The organism is Massilia sp. PAMC28688 (assembly GCF_019443445.1).
Lineage (GTDB): Bacteria > Pseudomonadota > Gammaproteobacteria > Burkholderiales > Burkholderiaceae_D > Telluria_A.
Map to the genome: position 1 here is coordinate 4,411,823 of NZ_CP080378.1, position 16,695 is coordinate 4,428,517.

General features: G+C 62.4%; 17 protein-coding genes. 13 read left to right on the forward strand and 4 right to left on the reverse strand.

What is annotated here, in order from left to right; translation table 11 throughout:
• The first annotated feature begins 10 nt into the window (after positions 1-10).
• The 4 genes from lpxB to KY495_RS19670 are packed head-to-tail and all read left to right on the forward strand — an operon-like array spanning position 11 to position 3,877.
• On the forward strand, positions 11-1,144 hold the full coding sequence (gene lpxB / locus KY495_RS19655) for a lipid-A-disaccharide synthase (RefSeq protein WP_219884340.1): 1,134 nt from the start codon (positions 11-13) through the stop codon (positions 1,142-1,144).
• On the forward strand, positions 1,141-1,836 hold the full coding sequence (gene rnhB / locus KY495_RS19660) for a ribonuclease HII (protein ID WP_219881012.1): 696 nt from the start codon (positions 1,141-1,143) through the stop codon (positions 1,834-1,836). Before lpxB ends, rnhB begins: the two co-directional genes overlap by 4 nt.
• The gene (locus KY495_RS19665) at positions 1,833-2,645 is read left to right on the forward strand and encodes an RNA methyltransferase (protein ID WP_219881013.1); all 813 of its coding nucleotides are present in this window, start codon (positions 1,833-1,835) and stop codon (positions 2,643-2,645) included. Before rnhB ends, KY495_RS19665 begins: the two co-directional genes overlap by 4 nt.
• Before the next feature lie 32 nt (positions 2,646-2,677).
• Entirely contained in the window at positions 2,678-3,877 is a 1,200-nt protein-coding gene (locus KY495_RS19670; RefSeq protein ID WP_219881014.1) for an EAL domain-containing protein, read from the forward strand.
• A 147-nt stretch (positions 3,878-4,024) separates the two neighbouring features.
• Here the strand turns inward: KY495_RS19670 and KY495_RS19675 are convergent, their stop codons facing one another.
• Positions 4,025-5,392, reverse strand: a complete 1,368-nt coding sequence (locus tag KY495_RS19675; RefSeq protein ID WP_219881015.1) for a DUF389 domain-containing protein — start codon at positions 5,390-5,392, stop codon at positions 4,025-4,027.
• A gap of 373 nt (positions 5,393-5,765) precedes the next feature.
• On the opposite strand from KY495_RS19675, the gene KY495_RS19680 reads away from it, so the two are divergent.
• Positions 5,766-6,032 (forward strand): hypothetical protein, encoded by a 267-nt coding sequence (locus tag KY495_RS19680; protein WP_219881016.1) that lies wholly within the window; start codon positions 5,766-5,768, stop codon positions 6,030-6,032.
• Between the two features lie 34 nt (positions 6,033-6,066).
• Here KY495_RS19680 and KY495_RS19685 read toward each other — a convergent pair whose 3' ends face one another.
• Positions 6,067-6,915 (reverse strand): pyruvate, water dikinase regulatory protein, encoded by an 849-nt coding sequence (locus KY495_RS19685; RefSeq protein WP_219881017.1) that lies wholly within the window; start codon positions 6,913-6,915, stop codon positions 6,067-6,069.
• A 265-nt stretch (positions 6,916-7,180) separates the two neighbouring features.
• Between KY495_RS19685 and ppsA the strand changes: the two genes are divergently transcribed.
• The 5 genes from ppsA (at position 7,181) to KY495_RS19710 (ending at position 13,206) form a co-directional block, all read left to right on the forward strand.
• Positions 7,181-9,538, forward strand: coding sequence for a phosphoenolpyruvate synthase (ppsA, locus tag KY495_RS19690; RefSeq protein WP_229518645.1), 2,358 nt, complete (start codon positions 7,181-7,183; stop codon positions 9,536-9,538).
• 159 nt (positions 9,539-9,697) lie between these two features.
• On the forward strand, positions 9,698-10,120 hold the full coding sequence (locus KY495_RS19695; protein ID WP_219881019.1) for an NfeD family protein: 423 nt from the start codon (positions 9,698-9,700) through the stop codon (positions 10,118-10,120).
• A gap of 21 nt (positions 10,121-10,141) precedes the next feature.
• Positions 10,142-11,089: an SPFH domain-containing protein gene (locus KY495_RS19700; RefSeq protein WP_219881020.1), complete on the forward strand. Its 948-nt coding sequence runs from the start codon at positions 10,142-10,144 to the stop codon at positions 11,087-11,089.
• A 61-nt stretch (positions 11,090-11,150) separates the two neighbouring features.
• Positions 11,151-11,816, forward strand: a complete 666-nt coding sequence (lepB, locus tag KY495_RS19705; protein WP_219881021.1) for a signal peptidase I — start codon at positions 11,151-11,153, stop codon at positions 11,814-11,816.
• A 175-nt stretch (positions 11,817-11,991) separates the two neighbouring features.
• On the forward strand, positions 11,992-13,206 hold the full coding sequence (locus KY495_RS19710) for a multidrug effflux MFS transporter (protein WP_219881022.1): 1,215 nt from the start codon (positions 11,992-11,994) through the stop codon (positions 13,204-13,206).
• Here KY495_RS19710 and smpB read toward each other — a convergent pair.
• Complete coding sequence (gene smpB / locus KY495_RS19715) at positions 13,203-13,652, reverse strand: SsrA-binding protein SmpB (protein WP_219881023.1); 450 nt, start codon at positions 13,650-13,652, stop codon at positions 13,203-13,205. The two genes, KY495_RS19710 and smpB, sit on opposite strands and share 4 nt — an antisense overlap.
• A 76-nt stretch (positions 13,653-13,728) precedes the next feature.
• On the opposite strand from smpB, the gene KY495_RS19720 reads away from it, so the two are divergent.
• Together KY495_RS19720 and KY495_RS19725 are read left to right on the forward strand one after the other, a co-directional pair.
• Positions 13,729-14,160: a type II toxin-antitoxin system RatA family toxin gene (locus tag KY495_RS19720; RefSeq protein ID WP_219881024.1), complete on the forward strand. Its 432-nt coding sequence runs from the start codon at positions 13,729-13,731 to the stop codon at positions 14,158-14,160.
• Positions 14,153-14,440 carry an RnfH family protein gene (locus tag KY495_RS19725; RefSeq protein WP_219881025.1) on the forward strand — a complete coding sequence of 96 codons (288 nt, stop codon included), beginning with the start codon at positions 14,153-14,155 and terminating at the stop codon, positions 14,438-14,440. The genes KY495_RS19720 and KY495_RS19725 overlap by 8 nt, the downstream gene beginning before the upstream one ends.
• 21 nt (positions 14,441-14,461) lie before the next feature.
• Here the strand turns inward: KY495_RS19725 and KY495_RS19730 are convergent, their stop codons facing one another.
• A complete protein-coding gene (locus KY495_RS19730; RefSeq protein WP_219881026.1) occupies positions 14,462-14,977 on the reverse strand; it encodes a DUF4124 domain-containing protein in 516 nt (171 codons plus the stop codon).
• Between the two features lie 169 nt (positions 14,978-15,146).
• Here KY495_RS19730 and guaB point away from each other — a divergent pair, with 169 nt between their 5' ends.
• A complete protein-coding gene (guaB, locus tag KY495_RS19735) occupies positions 15,147-16,607 on the forward strand; it encodes an IMP dehydrogenase (RefSeq protein ID WP_219881027.1) in 1,461 nt (486 codons plus the stop codon).
• Positions 16,608-16,695 lie beyond the last annotated feature (88 nt).

Below are 16,695 nucleotides of genomic sequence, written 5' to 3' on the forward strand. Positions count from 1 at the left end.
GTCGATAGCAATGGTCGCCGGCGAAGTCTCCGGCGACATGCTGGCCGCGCGCCTGCTGGCGGGCCTGCGCCCGCAGCTGCCGCAGGCGCGCTTTCATGGCATTGGCGGCGAGCGCATGGCCGAGCAGGGCTTTGTGTCGCACATCCCCATGGACAAGCTGACCGTGCGCGGGCTGTTTGAAGTCATTCCGCGCTACCGCGAAATCAAGGCCATTCAAACGACGCTGCGCGACCAGCTCATTGCCGACAAGCCGGCGGTGTTCATCGGCGCCGATTACCCGGGCTTCAACCTGGGCCTGGAAATGCAGCTGCGCCAGGCCGGCATTCCGACCATGCATTTCGTCAGCCCGCAGATCTGGGCCTGGCGTGGTGGGCGCATCAAGAAAATCATCAAGGCCGTGTCGCACATGCTGGTGATCTTCCCGTTCGAGGAAGAGATCTACAAGGCGGCCGGGGTGCCGGTGACCTATATCGGTCATCCGCTGGCTGAAGTCATTCCCATGGAGCCTGATACGGCAGGCGCGCGGCGCAAGCTGGGCGTGCCGGACGATGTGCGCGTGGTCGCCGTGATGCCGGGCAGCCGCATGGGCGAGTTGAAATACCTGGCGGCGCCGTTCATCGAGGCGGTCAAGCTGCTGGCAAAACGCGACCCTGATCTGCGCTTCGTGGTGCCGATGGCGGGCGAACGCCAGCGTGTCTACTTCAACGAGCTGGTGGCCAAAGCCGGCCTGCAGGACGTGGCCATCGACCTGGTCGACAGTTCGCACACGGCCATTGAAGCGGCCGACGCGGTGCTGGTGGCATCCGGTACCGCCACCTTGGAAGTGGCGCTCTACAAGAAGCCCATGGTCATCGCCTACAAGGTCATGGCAGCATCCTGGCACATCATGAGGCACATGGGCTACCAGCCCTGGATTGGCCTGCCCAACATCCTGGCGCGCGAATTCCTGGTGCCGGAGTTCCTGCAGGGAGCCGCCACGCCGCAGGCGCTGGCCGACGCCACCTGGCAGCAGCTCAGTGACGCGCCAAATCGCGCAAAGCTGGTGCAGCGCTTCACCGCCATGCATCACAGCCTGCTGCGCAACAGCGCGCAGGAAAGCGCCGACGCGGTCATGCGCGTGATTACCTCGTCGAAGGCATCATGAGAAAAAAGAAGGTCAATTTCTATCCCGGCCTGAAGAAAAACGCGCTGCCGTTTTCGCCAGAGGATATCGTGTGCGGCGTGGACGAGGCAGGGCGCGGGCCGCTGGCCGGCCCGGTGTTTGCGGCCGCCGTCATCCTGCATCCCGATCGCCCCATCGAGGGCCTGCGCGACTCCAAGAAGCTGACCGCGGAGCGGCGCGGCGAGCTGGCGCCGCTGATCAAGGAACATGCGCTGGCCTGGGCCATTGCGGAATGCTCGCACGAAGAAATCGACAATATTAACATCCTGCAGGCGACCATGCTGGCCATGCGGCGCGCGGTGGAAGCACTGGCCACCATGCCGACCGTGGCCCTGATTGACGGCAACCGCAGTCCGGTGCTGTCGATCCGCTGCTGCCCGATCATTGAAGGTGACGACAAGGTCCACGCCATTTCGGCCGCTTCCATTCTGGCCAAGACGGCGCGCGACGCGGCGCTGGTGACGCTGCACGAGCTCTATCCGGAGTATGGCTTCGACCAGCACAAGGGCTACGGCACGGCGCTGCACCTGGAGCGCCTGCGCGAGCATGGCGCCTGCCCGGTGCACCGCCGCTCGTTCTCGCCCGTGCGCGCGGTGCTGCCGGTGGCGCCGGGCGACGCCTACCTGGGCGCGTCGATGGAATTCGATTTCGGCGACATGGACGAAGCGGCATGAAGGCCATTTCCTCGCGCGACAATCCGCTGTACAAGGAACTCAAGCATCTGGCGGGCAGCTCGCAGGCACGCAAGAAGGCGGGCCAGACGCTGCTCGACGGCGTCCATCTGTGCCAGACCTACGTGGCCATGCGCGGCGCGCCCCAGCACTGCATCGTATCCGACAGTGCCCTGGCCAACCCGGAAGTGGCCGACATCGTGCAGCAGGTGGAGGCCGCGCGCGCCCACTGCACCGTCATGCCGGATGCGCTCTACAACGCCCTGAGCCAGGTGGAACACGGCGTGGGCATCATGTTTCTGATCGCCACCCCGGTGCTGGAATTGCCGGCGGCCCTCAGTCAAGGCGCCGTCCTGCTCGACAACCTGCAAGACCCCGGCAACGTCGGCTCCATCCTGCGCAGCGCCGCGGCGGCCGGCATCGCGCACGTGTACTGCAGCGCCGGCACCGCCTTTTGCTGGTCGCCCAAGGTGTTGCGCGCGGCCATGGGTGCGCACTTCGTGGTCGACATCCACGAAAACGTCGACCTGGCCAGTCTGATCAAGTCCGCAACCATTCCCGTGCTTGCCACGAGCGGATACGCAACACAGCGCGTGTATGACGTTGATTTGCGTCAATCGGTGGCTTGGTTGTTCGGTCATGAGGGGCAAGGAGTTGCAGACGATCTGCTAGGATTGGCCAGCAATCAAGTTGTCATTCCTCATCTCGGCCAGATCGAATCGCTCAATGTGGCTGCCTGCGCGGCAGTGTGCTTCTTTGAACAGGTGCGCCAGCAGCAGAGCCGGCTCCAGGACGGGTCTGACAACGCTTGATTTCGTGAAGGCTGGGCTTTCGTGGAGCGGCGATGGACATTGGACAGTTGCATTTTCTGGTGGCGGAAGGCGACAGCCGCGTGCGCAAATCCTTGTGCGAGGCGCTGCGCCAGCTGGGGTCCGGGCGCATCACTGAAGTGCCGGACGGGCATACGGCGCTGCGCTGCTTCCAGGATTCCTTCACGCCCGCCGTTGATATCGCCATCATCGACATCGCCCTGGCCGGCATGGACGGGCTGGAACTGCTGCGCAACCTGGCCGCCATGAATTGCCGGGCGCGCGTGATCATCGTGGGCCAGCTTGCCAACAACCTCCTGTTTTCGATCGAGACCATGGCCCAGGCGTATGGCATCGACCTGCTGGGTACACTCGGCAAACCCGTCAACGTGCAGGCGCTGAGCCAGCTGGTGCAGCATTACGCGCCGCCGGAGGCCCTGCTGGACCGGCCGGTGCCGCCCACCTTCACCTTTGCCGAGGTAGGCCATGCGCTGCAGGCGGGACAGTTCGAGCCTTACTTCCAGCCCAAGATCGCGCTCGACACCGGCCACGTGAAGGGACTGGAAGTGTTCGCCCGCTGGGTGCACCCGGTGCACGGCGAACTCGGTCCCGGTTCCTTCATCGACGCCCTGGAAGAAAACAGCCGGATTGATTTTCTCGACTGGTGCATGATCGAAAAATCGGTCGCATGCTGCCGCGACCTGCATGACCATGGCCTGCCCATTGAAGTGTCGATCAACGTGGCGCCGGAAACGCTGGCCCATCCCGCCTTTTTGCAGCAGATATCGGCGTGCCTGGAACGGCATCAGGTCGCGCCCATGTACCTCACGTTCGAGATGCCCGAGTCGTCGGTGCTCACGCATGACCCGAGCTTCCTGGAGCGGCTGGTGCGGCTGCGCATGATCGGCTACGGCCTGGCCATCGATGATTATGGGACCGGGCGCTCCAACCTGCAGCTGCTGGCGCGCGTGCCGTTCACGGAACTGAAAATTGACCGCACCTTCGTGGACGGCGCCTCGCGCCGCAGGGCGCTGGGAACGGTGCTCAGCTCCTGCCTGGGCCTGGCGCGCAGTCTGGACCGGGAGTCGTGCGCCGTGGGCGTGGAGACGCGCCAGGACTGGGACTTCCTGCAAGGGCTGGGCTGCACATACGCGCAAGGCTATCATATCGCGCGGCCCATGAAGGCGAGCGCCTTTCCCGGCTGGCTGCAGGAGTGGATGCAGTTTTTTGACTGATTATCTCGCTAGTGAGGCAGCGGACAGCACTATTGGATGGGCATTACGACGGTTTTTGGTGGTGGGGAATTACGGAGTTGTGTCCGTTATTGCCTGCGACACTTTCGGACAGAACCAGCGGTGATATTGCACCGCCTCCCGCTGCATTCAACTGCCGCGCCGGTTGACCTTCCTCGCCACCTGGCGCACGGGTGCTGGCGGCGCCGCTTGCTGAACGGCGACGGCGCGGTCGGGAAAGCGCGCAGCCAGGCCGGCACGGATACGCACCAGGTCTTCCTGCGCCAAGGCCGGTGTGGCCTCGATGGCCAGGACCAGGACCGGGCCACCTGCCTGAGTATCACCCGCGCCCGCGCCCGCGCCGTCCCCGCCGGCTTCGACCACTTGCCCATCGCGTGACCCGCTCACCCCGTCACCCACCGCAATGGTTTTGATGTCAGGATAGGCTGCCAGCAGTTCGCGGATCACTTGTGCCTGCAAGGAGCGCTGCAGGTTTGCCTTTGCCAATTCGATGCGCATGGCATTGAAGGCTTTGTCCTCTGCCGCTTCAGGCACGGCGCGATCGGCCTGCAGTTCGCGCCGCAACTGTTCCCGCAGCGCGATCACGTCCAGCTTTTCGCCCACGCTGCGGATTTGCAGCGTGGCCCGGACAAATCCCTTGCTTTGCAGGCGCTGCTGCAGCCGGGCCTGTTCGGCGGGCGAAACCGGGTTGCCGCCGATGACGATGGAAAGCCGGCGTTCCTTCAGCGACGTTTCTTTCGACAACACCAGCACGCCCCGCTGCCGTTCCAGTGCCGCGCTGACATCCCTGCTCGCGGCCAGGAACAGCTGGTCCTGCACCAGGCGATAAGCGAGAAAGCCGCTGGGCACGGTCAGCGTGAGCATGCACACGCCAATGGCAAGGTGCACGCGCAGCCGGCGGCGCGGGTCCGCTTCCTTGTGTTCCGGCAGGCGAAGCAGCTTGACGAACAGGTAGGTGGCCAGGGCAATGAAAAAGGCGTTGATCACGAACAGGTAGGCGGCGCCTGCGGCAAAATTCCAGTGGCCATTGGCCAGGCCGTATCCGACCGTGCACAGCGGCGGCATCAGAGCCGTTGCAATGGCAGCGCCTGGAATGATGGTCGAGACATCTCTGCGGGTGTGGGCAATGATTCCCGCACAGCCGCCAAAAAAGGCGATCAGCACGTCCCACAGGGTGGGCGAGGTGCGCGCCAGCAGTTCGGTGTGGGCTTCAGACAAAGGGCTCAGATAGAAGTACACGGTCGACGTGAACACGCTGAGCAGAACGAACACGCCCAGGCCGCGGCCCGCATTGCGGATCAGGTGTGAATCGCTGATGCCTGCGCCGTAGCCAATGGCCAGCAGCGGGCCCATCAGGGGCGAGATCAGCATGGCGCCGATCACCACGGCGGTCGAATTCACATTGAGGCCAACCGACGCAATCAGGATGGCAAAGAAAAGCACCCACAGGTTGGTGCCGCCGATTCGCGCGCCGCCGCGGATACTGCGGTCGATCACGTCACTTTCGTGTTGATCGTGCCGCAGGTCGAACCATTTTCTCAGGATTGCCCACATATCTTCATCTCACAGTGCAGCGCCGTGCACAGGTGGCGACGGCAACGCGGCAGTATATCAGCGCTCGTTGCCCACACTCATGTGCTCCGGTGCACCAATGTCAACAGGACATGCGCAATCTTGTGTTTGTGGTAACGTGTCGTGCCTTGGCTTTTGCCTTATCACTGTCTCGGCCCGCGCCGAGCTGTTACCCGGGATTCCTATGCTGAAACCAATTCTTGCAGTGGCATTCGCGTGTACAACGTTTTTTTCTTCCCCAGCCTGCCGGGCCCAGGACAGCGAAGGGTCTTCAGGGCTTGACTGTGGGCAAGGTCCGGTGCAGAAGACCTTTGGTGCCTCGCCCTGGCTCGTGTATGCCTGTTCCGACAATACCTCGGTGGTCGTGGTGAGTGCGCCGGACAGCCCCGGCAACCCGTTCTATTTCATGCTGTACTTGAAGGAGGGCGTGCGCTACGTGATGGGCAGAGGCACAGGGTCGCCTGCCGTCAGCGCCGCCGCGCACAAGGAAATCATCAGGCTGAACGAGGAAGAAATCGCCGCGCTGATCAATGCCGCCAATGCGGTACCCAGGGCGGCGCGATAACCCATTGGCAGGCCTGTAGCGGCGGCGCGGCGGCTCAATAATCGCGCCGGTCCGGCTTGATCTCCTGCAAGATGGTGGTCGCGATTTCCTCGATCGACTTGGTGGTCGACGACAGCCAGCGTATGCCTTCGCGCTTCATCATCAATTCTGCCTCGTTGACTTCATAGCGGCAGTTTTCGATGGATGCGTACTTGCTGCCGGCGCGACGCTCGTGGCGAATCTCCGACAAGCGTTCCGGCGTAATGCTCAGGCCGAAAATCTTGGCCCGAAATGGCGGCAGCGATGATGGCAGCTTGCCGCGCTCGAAATCGTCGGGGATGAGTGGGTAATTGGCAGCCTTGATCCCGTACTGCATCGCCAGATACAGGCTGGTAGGCGTCTTGCCCGAGCGCGAAACGCCTACCAGGATCACATCGGCCTGCGCCAGGTTCTTGTGCGACTGGCCATCGTCGTGCGCGAGCGAGAAGTTGATGGCTTCGATGCGGTTCTTGTATTCCTCACTGTCGACCACGTTATGCGAACGGCCGATGGTATGGGTCGACTTGACGCCCAGTTCCTGCTCCAGCGGCGCCACGAAAGTCTGGATCAGGTCCATGTGCATGCCGTGCGCCTTGCGGATCACGGCCGACAAATCGGGCTTGACGAGCGTGGAAAACACGATCGGATGCTGGTTGTCGACGGCGTAGGTTTCATTGATCTTGCGCGCGGCATCGTAGGCCTTTTCCAGCGTATCGATGAAGGGCAGGCGAATCTGGCGAAAGCGCAGATCGAACTGCGTCAATACGGCGTGGCCAAAGGTTTCCGCGGTAATGCCGGTGCCGTCCGACACAAAGAAAACGGTGCGGGCGGAGGTGGGAAGGGGCGGGCGCGGTTCTGTTGTCATATTTGTCCGGTCTGAGTCACATGCTGCCAATGTTTCAAGTGTTGTGCGCTGTAAATTTGCGCTTCACGCGGTAAAATGCGCTGATCCGTAACAATTGTGCTGCACCACACCAAGAATAACAAGAACAGTCAGCTAGCTACACGTAAAGATTTCTATCAATAGTAAGGGTGTAACCATGACAAGTTTGTCCAACGCAGCATACAAGGAGTCGAGCGCCGGCAGCACCGCAGGCAGCACGTATGTCGCCCCGTTCGAAGCCTTGCGCATGACCGATGTGGAATCGGTCGGCGGCAAGAACGCCTCGCTTGGCGAAATGATCAGCCAGCTGGCCGCGGCCGGCGTGCGCGTGCCCGGTGGCTTTGCCACCACGGCCGACGCCTTCCGCGATTTCCTGACCCATGGCGTCAATGGCGGCCCATCGCTGGCCGACCGCATCGCCACGCGCCTGGAAGGCCTCGATATTGACGACGTGCGTTCGCTGGCCGCCGCCGGCGCCGAGATTCGCCAGTGGATTGTCGAAACCCCGTTCCAGGAGCGCCTGGAGCAGGAGATTCGCGCGTTCTACGAGCGCCTGGTTGCCGATTCCGAGACCGAAATGTCGTTTGCCGTGCGCTCGTCCGCGACCGCCGAAGACTTGCCGGATGCATCGTTCGCAGGCCAGCAGGAGACCTTCCTGAACGTGGTCGGTATCGACAATATTCTGGAAGCGATGAAGCATGTGTTTGCGTCGCTGTACAACGACCGCGCCATCTCGTACCGCGTGCACAAGGGCTTTACCCACGCTGAAGTGGCACTGTCGGCCGGCGTGCAGCGCATGGTCCGTTCCGACCTGGGCGCGGCCGGCGTGATGTTTACGCTCGATACCGAGTCCGGCTTCAAGGATGTGGTGTTCGTCACTTCCAGCTACGGCCTGGGCGAAACGGTGGTGCAGGGCGCGGTCAATCCCGACGAATTCTACGTCCATAAGCCCATGCTGGAACAGGGCAAGTCGCCTGTCATCCGCCGCAATATCGGCTCCAAGCTGCTGAAGATGGAATTTACCGCGGAAGCGAAGGCTGGCCGCTCGGTGCGCACCGTCGATGTGCCGATTGAACTGCGCAACCGCTATTCGCTGACCGACGAAGAAGTGGTGGAACTGGCCAAGTACGCCGTCATCATCGAGAACCACTATGGCCGTCCTATGGACATCGAGTGGGGCAAGGATGGCCGCGACGGCAAGCTGTACATCCTGCAGGCGCGTCCGGAGACGGTCAAGTCGCAGCAGAAGTCGACCGACGCGCAGCAGCGCTTCAAGCTCAAGGGCACGGGCACGGTGCTGGTGTCGGGCCGCGCCATCGGCCAGAAGATTGGCGCCGGTCCCGTGCGCGTGATCAGCGACCCGTCGGAGATGGAGCGCGTGCAGCCGGGCGACGTGCTGGTGGCCGACATGACGGACCCCAACTGGGAACCGGTCATGAAGCGCGCTTCCGCCATTGTCACCAACCGCGGCGGCCGTACCTGCCACGCAGCGATCATCGCGCGTGAACTGGGCGTGCCCGCTGTCGTGGGCTGCGGCGACGCGACCGAGATCCTCAAGGACGGTACCTTCGTCACGGTATCTTGCGCCGAAGGCGACGAAGGCATGATCTATGACGGCCTGCTGGAAACGGAAGTGACGGAAACGGCGCGTGGCGAACTGCCCCCCATCGCCACCAAGATCATGATGAACGTCGGTAACCCGCAGCTGGCCTTCGACTTCCAGTCGATTCCCAACGGCGGCGTGGGCCTGGCCCGTCTTGAGTTCATCATCAACAACAACATCGGCGTGCATCCGAAAGCGATTCTGGAATATCCGAACATCGACGCTGACCTCAAGAAGGCAGTGGAATCGGTGGCACGCGGCCATGCTTCGCCAAAAGCCTTCTACATCGACAAGCTGGCCGAAGGCATCGCCACCATCGCCGCCGCCTTCTGGCCAAAGCCGGTGATCGTGCGCCTGTCGGACTTCAAGTCCAACGAATACAAGAAGCTGATCGGCGGTTCGCGCTACGAGCCGGATGAGGAAAACCCGATGCTGGGCTTCCGTGGCGCGGCGCGCTACCTGTCGGAAGACTTCGCGGAGTCGTTCGAGATGGAGTGCTCGGCCATGAAGCGCGTGCGCAACGACATGGGCCTGACCAACGTGGAGATCATGGTACCGTTCGTGCGTACCCTGGGCCAGGCAGAAAAGGTCGTGAACCTGCTGGCCAAGAATGGCCTCAAGCGTGGCGAGAACGGCCTGCGGCTGATCATGATGTGCGAAGTGCCATCGAACGCGATCCTGGCCAAGGAGTTCCTTGAACACTTTGACGGCTTTTCCATCGGTTCCAACGACCTGACCCAGCTCACCCTGGGCCTGGACCGCGACTCCGGCATGGCGCTGCTGGCAGCCGACTTTGACGAGCGCGATCCTGCCGTCAAGGCCATGCTGTCGATGGCAATCAAGGCTTGCCGCGAGCAGGGCAAGTACATCGGCATCTGCGGCCAGGGCCCTTCCGACCATCCTGACTTCGCGGCCTGGCTGATGGAGCAGGGTATCGAATCGATGTCGCTCAACCCTGACTCGGTGATCGACACCTGGCAGAAGCTGGCGGCCATGAAGTAAGCAGCGCAGTCTGTACTGACCAGCAAAAGGCCCGGCGCATGCGCCGGGCCTTTTGCATCATGCATCCCGACGCGCTTGACAGGGCCGGCAACTATCACCATCATCATGATAAGAAATGCAATTCGCCTTCGCGCTGCATGATTTTTGCAAGGGGCCGCAATGAGTGAATGGATGTTCTGGCTGGCGCTCGCAGGCGTGCTGGTGGTGTTTGAACTGTTCACCGGCACGTTCTATGTGCTGATGATCGCCATCGGCATTGCCGCCGGCGGGGTGGCGGCCATGATGGGCATGTCGCTGCCGGTCCAGTTCCTGGCCGCTGCCATCATTGGCCTGGCTGCCACCGGCATTTTGCATCGCAGCCGCTTTGGGCGCCCGCTCAAGTCCGATCCCGCACGCGACCCCAACATCAACCTCGACATCGGCCAGACCATCGAGGTGTCATCCTGGTCTGACGGCCACGCGCGCGTGCCTTACCGCGGCGCGCTGTGGGATGTGGACCTGGCGCCCGGCGCCATCGCGCAAGCGGGCACCTATCGTATCGTGGAAGTGCAGGGCAGCCGCCTGCTCGTGACCAACCAATAGCCACTCACTGAAAGGGCCACCATGGAACCGTTTGGCATCGTCACACTGATCCTGCTTGTCATCGCGCTGGTCTTCGTCTTCAAGACCATCAATGTCGTGCCCCAGCAGCACGCGTGGGTGGTCGAGCGTCTTGGCAAATACCACGCCACGCTGGCGCCGGGGCTGAACATCGTGATCCCCTTCATTGACCGCATCGCCTACAAGCATTCGCTCAAGGAGATCCCGCTCGACGTACCGCCCCAGGTCTGCATTACGCGCGATAACACGCAGCTGCAGGTGGACGGCATCCTGTACTTCCAGATCACCGATGCCATGCGCGCGTCCTACGGCTCGTCCAATTACCTGGCCGCGATCACCCAGCTGGCACAGACGACCCTGCGCTCGGTCATCGGCAAGATGGAGCTTGATAAAACCTTTGAAGAGCGCGAGCACATCAACACCCATATCGTCAACGCCATCGACGAGTCGGCCGCCAACTGGGGCGTCAAGGTGCTGCGCTACGAGATCAAGGACCTGACGCCGCCCGAGGCGATCCTGCATTCCATGCAGGCGCAGATCACGGCCGAGCGCGAAAAGCGCGCCCTCATCGCCGCCTCGGAAGGGCGCAAGCAGGAGCAGATCAATATTGCCACCGGCGAGCGCGAGGCGGCCATTGCCCGCTCCGAGGGCGAGAAGCAGGCATCGATCAACCGCGCCCAGGGCCAGGCGGCGGCGATCATTGCGCTGGCCGAGGCGAACGCCAATGCCCTGCGCCAGATCGCTGCAGCCATCGACGAGCCGGGCGGGCATGACGCGGTCAACCTCAAGGTGGCCGAGCAATATGTGAATGCCTTTGGCAACCTGGCCAAGACCAACAATGCCATCATCGTGCCGGCCAACCTGTCCGACATCAGCGGCCTGATTGCCAGCGCGATGACGATCGTGAAGACCCAAACAGCTGGCCCGGGTGTCGTCGTGAAACATCATTAAGCCTTGCCAAAGTATCCTGGCGTATAAATTGTCTTACTCAACCAATAACAAGGAGTAAGCAATGACACGCTGGCTGGCTGCAAACCGGGGCTTTGTCGCCTTTTTGATTCTGTTTGGCTTTTTCCGGACCGCGATTGCTGATTGGAATCCGATTCCGTCCGGTTCCATGCGGCCTGGCCTGCTGGAAGGGGATGTGGTCTTCGTTAACCGGCTCGCCTACAACGTCAAGCTGCCGCTGACGGACACCATCGTGGCGCGCACGGGCGAACCGCAGCGGGGCGATGTAGTGACGTTTTCCTCGCCGTCGGACGGCACCCGCACCATCAAACGCATCATCGCGCTGCCGGGCGACGTGCTGGAAATGCGCGATGAACGGTTGATCATGAACGGTGTTCCCGCCAGCTATGCGCTGGTGGAGGCGGTGAGCGAGCAGGCCGGCCAGGGTCACACCGTGGCCCAGCGCGTTGATGAAGTGCTGGGCACCCAGCGTCAGCGGATTCAGCTCATGCCTGCCATGCCCGCCCGGCGCGACTTTGGCCCGGTGGTGGTGCCCGCCGATCACTTCCTGGTTTTGGGAGACAACCGGGACAACAGCGCCGATTCCCGCTATTTTGGGTTCGTGCCGCGCAAGCTGTTGATCGGCCGGGCCGAGCGCATCCTGGTATCGGCCGACATCCATGGCAACTGGGCGCCGCGCGGCGAGCGCTTCGGCATGCCGCTGCACTAGTCAGGCGGCAGGTCCGTCCATGGGCGCAGGGTAGGTGTACGGACACGAGCCAGGGCAGGCTTGACCGCCAGGCAGCGCCAAAAAAGGCAGGGGCCAGCGAACATGCGGCTGTTTCGTTAGAATTCTGGTCCGGCGTCACGCATTTCGCGGTCCCGATGCTTCTTCAAGGACTGCAATGCAGCGTCTGCTTACCGTGATTCTCGCTTGCCTGGGCATGGTCGGTGCCCTGGCCATCGATACCTATCTGCCATCTTTCCACGCCATCGGGCGCGACTTTCAGGTCAGCCAGGTGGCGGTCCAGCAAAGCCTCAGCATCTTCCTGTTCACCTTTGCCTTCATGATGCTGTTTTACGGCACCTTGTCGGATTCTTTCGGGCGCCGCCCCGTCATTCTCACCGCGCTCGGCCTGTACACGGCCGCATCGATTGGCGCCGTGTTTGCGCCCAGCTACGGCTGGTTCCTGGCGTGCCGCGCGCTGCAGGGCCTCGCTGCCGGCGCCGGGTCGGTCATCGGCCAGGCCATCGTGCAGGACCGCTACGCGCACGACCAGCCGCAGGCGCAGAGAATCATGTCGCACATCATGATGGTGTTCGGCCTGGCCCCGGCCATTGCCCCGATCCTGGGCGGCTGGCTGCATGTCACCTTCGGCTGGCGCGCCACCTTCGTGTTCCTTGCCGTGTTTGGCGCCTTGTTAATGCTGGTGGTGATCAAAGCCCTGCCGGAAAGCTTGCCGCGCGAGCAGCGCCACGCCTTCCACGGTCTGGCCATCGCCCGCAATTACCTGAAAGTGCTGAAAAAGCCCCAGTTCCTGCTGATGTCGTGCGCGGTGGGCCTGGCCTTTGGCGGCCTGTCGCTGTATATCGGTTCGGCCGCCAACTTCATCATGGTCATCCTGCACTTGCCGGAAACGGCATTTGGCTGGCTGTTCATCCCCATGATCGGCGGCATGACGATCGGCTCGGCGTGGGGCGGCAGGGCGGCAGCGCGCATGGCGCCGCGCAGCATGATGTGGCTGGGCTTTGCCATCATGGGCACGGCCGGGGTGATCAACGTTGCCTACAACTATATTTTCGCGGCAGAAGTGCCATGGGTGGTGTTGCCACTGGCAATCTACACCTTTGGCCTGGCAGTGGCCTTGCCGCCCATTCAAGTGGCGGCCTTAATGCTGTTTCCCGACAACCGGGGCCTGGCCGCCTCGATGCTGTCATTCATCCAGATGATGCTGTTTGCCCTGGTGTCCGGGCTGGTGGCGCCCCTGCTGTTTGACAGCGCCTTCAAGCTGGCCTGCGGGGTGCTGGCCAGCGTGGTGGCCGGCTTTGCGTGCTGGCGCCTGAGCCTGCTCCTGGCCAGCCCGGCTGGCGTGCCGGTGCCGGGCGACAGGCGCGCCTAGCGCGAATGCGTCTTCATGGCGGCAGCGACTTCCCGCTTGCCGTCGCGCTCTTTTTCGGTGGCGCGCTTGTCGTGCTGCTTCTTGCCCTTGGCCAGGCCGATTTCGCACTTCACGCGCCCACCCTTGTAATGCAGGTTGAGGGGCACCAGGGTATAGCCCGAGCGCTCGACCTTGCCGATCAGCTTATCCATTTCCGAGCGGTGCAGCAGCAGCTTGCGCGTGCGCACCGCTTCCGGGTGGGTGAAGGAGGAGGCCGTGGCAAGGGCGCTGATGTGGGCGCCGAACAGGAACAGCTCGTCCCCGCGCACGACCACGTACGCTTCCTTGATTTGCACCCGCGAGTCGCGGATGGCTTTGACTTCCCACCCCTCCAGCACGACGCCCGCTTCGTAGCGGTCCTCGATGAAGTAGTCGTGAAAGGCTTTTCTGTTGTCAACAATGCTCATGAAATGGCTAAAATATGTGGTTCAGTTAAACTACTGGCAAAAGAGCGATTCCAACATCATAGCAAACGGTTGATTAATGGCAGTAGTGCACAAAACAGTATTTCTCGGTTATAGCGCCGAGCAAATGTTCGACCTGGTGGCCAAGGTCGAGGATTATCCGAAATTCCTTCCCTGGTGCGGCGGGGTGAAAGTGCTTGAGCGCACTGACGATACGCTGGTTGCCTGCCTTGCCATCCATTTCCATGGCGTCAAGCAGAGCTTCACCACGCGCAATCACAATACCCGGCCCACGCAAATGAAAATGAAGCTGGTCGACGGCCCTTTCAAGACCATGGATGGCACCTGGACCTTCAAGGCGCTGCGCGCCGACGCCTGCAAGGTGCAGTTTGACCTGCACTACGAATTTTCCAGCATGATCCTCGAGCAGCTGATCGGCCCCGTATTTGGCGTGATCGCCAACAGCATGGTCGATTCCTTCTGCAAACGCGCGGAAACCGTGTATGGCTGAGATGCTCCAGGTCCAGGTCTGCTACGCCACGCCGCTGCGCGAAGTGCTGCGCGCGCTGTCGGTGGCGCAGGGCACCACGATTGCGCAGGCCATCGCGGCCAGCGGCATCCTGCACGATATTCCCGGGATTGATCTGGCGGTGCAGCCGGTGGGGCTGTATGGCAAGAAGCGGCCGCTTGACACGGTGCTGCGCGCGCACGACCGCATTGAAATTTACCGCGCCCTGGTGGCCGACCCCAAGGATTCGCGCCGCCGCAGGGCGGAAAAAAAGGCCGCGTGAGCGGCCCCTGTCTGTTTGCGCTTACTGGCAGTTTGCGGCAAGGAAGCGTGCAGTTTCCTTCATGTTGTCGGCCCGTTCCTTGTCGGACATGAATTCGGAGCGGCCCGCGCCGTTGCGGATGCGGATGCCGGAGTCGAGCTTGGCCTTGTTTTCCTGGGCCGCGCGGCAGGCATTGGCCTTGCTGTCGCTGGCCGCCGCCGCATCGGCCAGTTTCTTGTCCTGCACCGCCTTGTCGGCCTGGCGCTTGCGGTAATCCGCCTCGCGCTCGGCCAGGGTCAGCCCCTTGGTGGGCGCCGGCGCCGGGGCTGCGCTGGCGAGGGCCTCCTGCGCGGCAGCTTCGGCCTCCTTGGCCGCCGGGTCCTCGACCACGGCATTCATGGGCGCCCTGAGAATGTTCTTGGCCGGAATGGATGCCGGTGGCGGACGGTCCGACACTTGCTTGAGGCCCTTGGCATCGACCCACATCCATTGCGCCGGGGCGGCGCCGGCCGCGGCCAGCAGCGCTGCTGCAAGGGCACATTGTAAAGAACGCATCATGGTCGCCTTCGCCATCAAAATCTTTCCGTAGGTAATCTAATTGGTGATTTAACCGTGAAATGACGAGGCGGTCAACGTGTTCAATCGAATTGCGGCCATTTTGAGGCCCTGAGGCGACGGCATGGTGGAACTTCTGTATAATTCGCTTTTGCGCCAATAGGAAAATGCTATGCGTCTACTCCAAAAAGCACTCACGTTCGATGATGTGCTGCTCGTCCCCGCTTATTCGAACATCCTGCCTGCCAACACTTCCCTCAAGACTCGCCTGACCCGCAACATCGCCTTGAACATTCCGCTGCTGTCGGCAGCCATGGACACGGTGACGGAAGCGCGGCTTGCCATCGCCATGGCGCAGGAAGGCGGCATCGGCATTATCCACAAAAATCTCTCGCCCAAGGACCAGGCGCGTGAAGTGGCGCGGGTAAAGCGATTCGAGGCAGGCGTGCTGCGCGACCCGATCACGATTCCGCCGGACATGAAGATCCGCGATGTGATCAAGCTGACCGAGCAATATGGCATCAGCGGTTTTCCTGTGGTGGAAGGCAAGTCGGTGGTGGGCATCATCACCAACCGCGACCTGCGCTTTGAAGAGGAACTGGACGCCGAGGCGCGCGCCAAGATGACCCCGCGCGAAAAGCTGGTGTTCGTCAAGGAAGATGCTGATCCAATCGAAGCGAAGCGCCTGATGAACAAGCATCGTCTCGAGCGCGTGCTGGTCGTCAATGACGACTTTGAATTGCGCGGCCTGATCACGGTCAAGGATATCCAGAAGTCGCACGAGCACCCGTTCGCCTCCAAGGATGCCCAGGGCAAGCTGCTGGTGGGCGCTGCCGTTGGCGTGAGCCAGCGCGATGAAGAGCGCATCGATCTGCTGGTGGCAGCCGGTGTGGATGTGCTGGTGGTGGACACGGCACACGGCCATTCGCAAGGCATTCTCGACCGCGTGAAATGGATCAAGACCAAGTACCCGCAGGTGGACGTCATTGGCGGCAATATCGCCACGGCTGCCGCCGCACTGGCCCTGGTGGAATATGGCGCCGACGCGGTCAAGGTGGGCATCGGCCCCGGTTCCATCTGCACCACCCGCATCGTTGCCGGCGTGGGCGTGCCGCAGATTACCGCCATTTCGAATGTGGCCGAGGCGCTGGCCGGCACCGGTGTGCCATGCATTGCCGATGGCGGCATCCGCTTTTCGGGCGATATTTCCAAGGCCCTCGCGGCTGGCGCATCGACCGTCATGATGGGCAGCATGTTTGCCGGCACTGAAGAAGCGCCCGGCGAAGTGATCCTGTACCAGGGACGCAGCTACAAATCCTACCGCGGCATGGGTTCGTTGGGCGCCATGGCGGACGGGTCGGCCGACCGCTACTTCCAGGAAGCCGGTGCCAAGGCTGACAAGTTCGTGCCCGAAGGTATTGAAGGCCGCGTTGCCTACAAGGGCAGCGTGCTGGCCATCATTTACCAGCTGGTGGGCGGCGTGCGCCAGTCCATGGGTTACTGTGGCTGCGCGTCCATTGACGAGCTGCGCGAAAAGGCCGAGTTTGTGGAAATCACCTCGGCCGGCATGCGCGAATCGCACGTCCACGACGTGCAGATCACCAAGGAAGCGCCGAACTACCGTTCCGAGTAAGCAGCAGGACCGGCGCGGCGGCCAGTTCGCCGCGCTGCGGTTTTGCCGTGCCCCTTCCGCTTTACCTCTTCAGATACTTTTATAGCGC

Bases quoted from the DNA above. Each gene is read 5' to 3' on its own strand.
- lpxB (WP_219884340.1), top strand. From the start codon at position 11: ATGGTCGCCGGCGAAGTCTCCGGCGACATGCTGGCCGCGCGCCTGCTG.
- rnhB (WP_219881012.1), top strand. From the start codon at position 1,141: ATGAGAAAAAAGAAGGTCAATTTCTATCCCGGCCTGAAGAAAAACGCG.
- KY495_RS19665 (WP_219881013.1), top strand. From the start codon at position 1,833: ATGAAGGCCATTTCCTCGCGCGACAATCCGCTGTACAAGGAACTCAAG.
- KY495_RS19670 (WP_219881014.1), top strand. From the start codon at position 2,678: ATGGACATTGGACAGTTGCATTTTCTGGTGGCGGAAGGCGACAGCCGC.
- KY495_RS19685 (WP_219881017.1), bottom strand. From the start codon at position 6,915: ATGACAACAGAACCGCGCCCGCCCCTTCCCACCTCCGCCCGCACCGTT.
- ppsA (WP_229518645.1), top strand. From the start codon at position 7,181: ATGACCGATGTGGAATCGGTCGGCGGCAAGAACGCCTCGCTTGGCGAA.
- KY495_RS19695 (WP_219881019.1), top strand. From the start codon at position 9,698: ATGAGTGAATGGATGTTCTGGCTGGCGCTCGCAGGCGTGCTGGTGGTG.
- KY495_RS19700 (WP_219881020.1), top strand. From the start codon at position 10,142: ATGGAACCGTTTGGCATCGTCACACTGATCCTGCTTGTCATCGCGCTG.
- lepB (WP_219881021.1), top strand. From the start codon at position 11,151: ATGACACGCTGGCTGGCTGCAAACCGGGGCTTTGTCGCCTTTTTGATT.
- KY495_RS19710 (WP_219881022.1), top strand. From the start codon at position 11,992: ATGCAGCGTCTGCTTACCGTGATTCTCGCTTGCCTGGGCATGGTCGGT.
- smpB (WP_219881023.1), bottom strand. From the start codon at position 13,652: ATGAGCATTGTTGACAACAGAAAAGCCTTTCACGACTACTTCATCGAG.
- KY495_RS19720 (WP_219881024.1), top strand. From the start codon at position 13,729: ATGGCAGTAGTGCACAAAACAGTATTTCTCGGTTATAGCGCCGAGCAA.
- KY495_RS19725 (WP_219881025.1), top strand. From the start codon at position 14,153: ATGGCTGAGATGCTCCAGGTCCAGGTCTGCTACGCCACGCCGCTGCGC.
- KY495_RS19730 (WP_219881026.1), bottom strand. From the start codon at position 14,977: ATGATGCGTTCTTTACAATGTGCCCTTGCAGCAGCGCTGCTGGCCGCG.
- guaB (WP_219881027.1), top strand. From the start codon at position 15,147: ATGCGTCTACTCCAAAAAGCACTCACGTTCGATGATGTGCTGCTCGTC.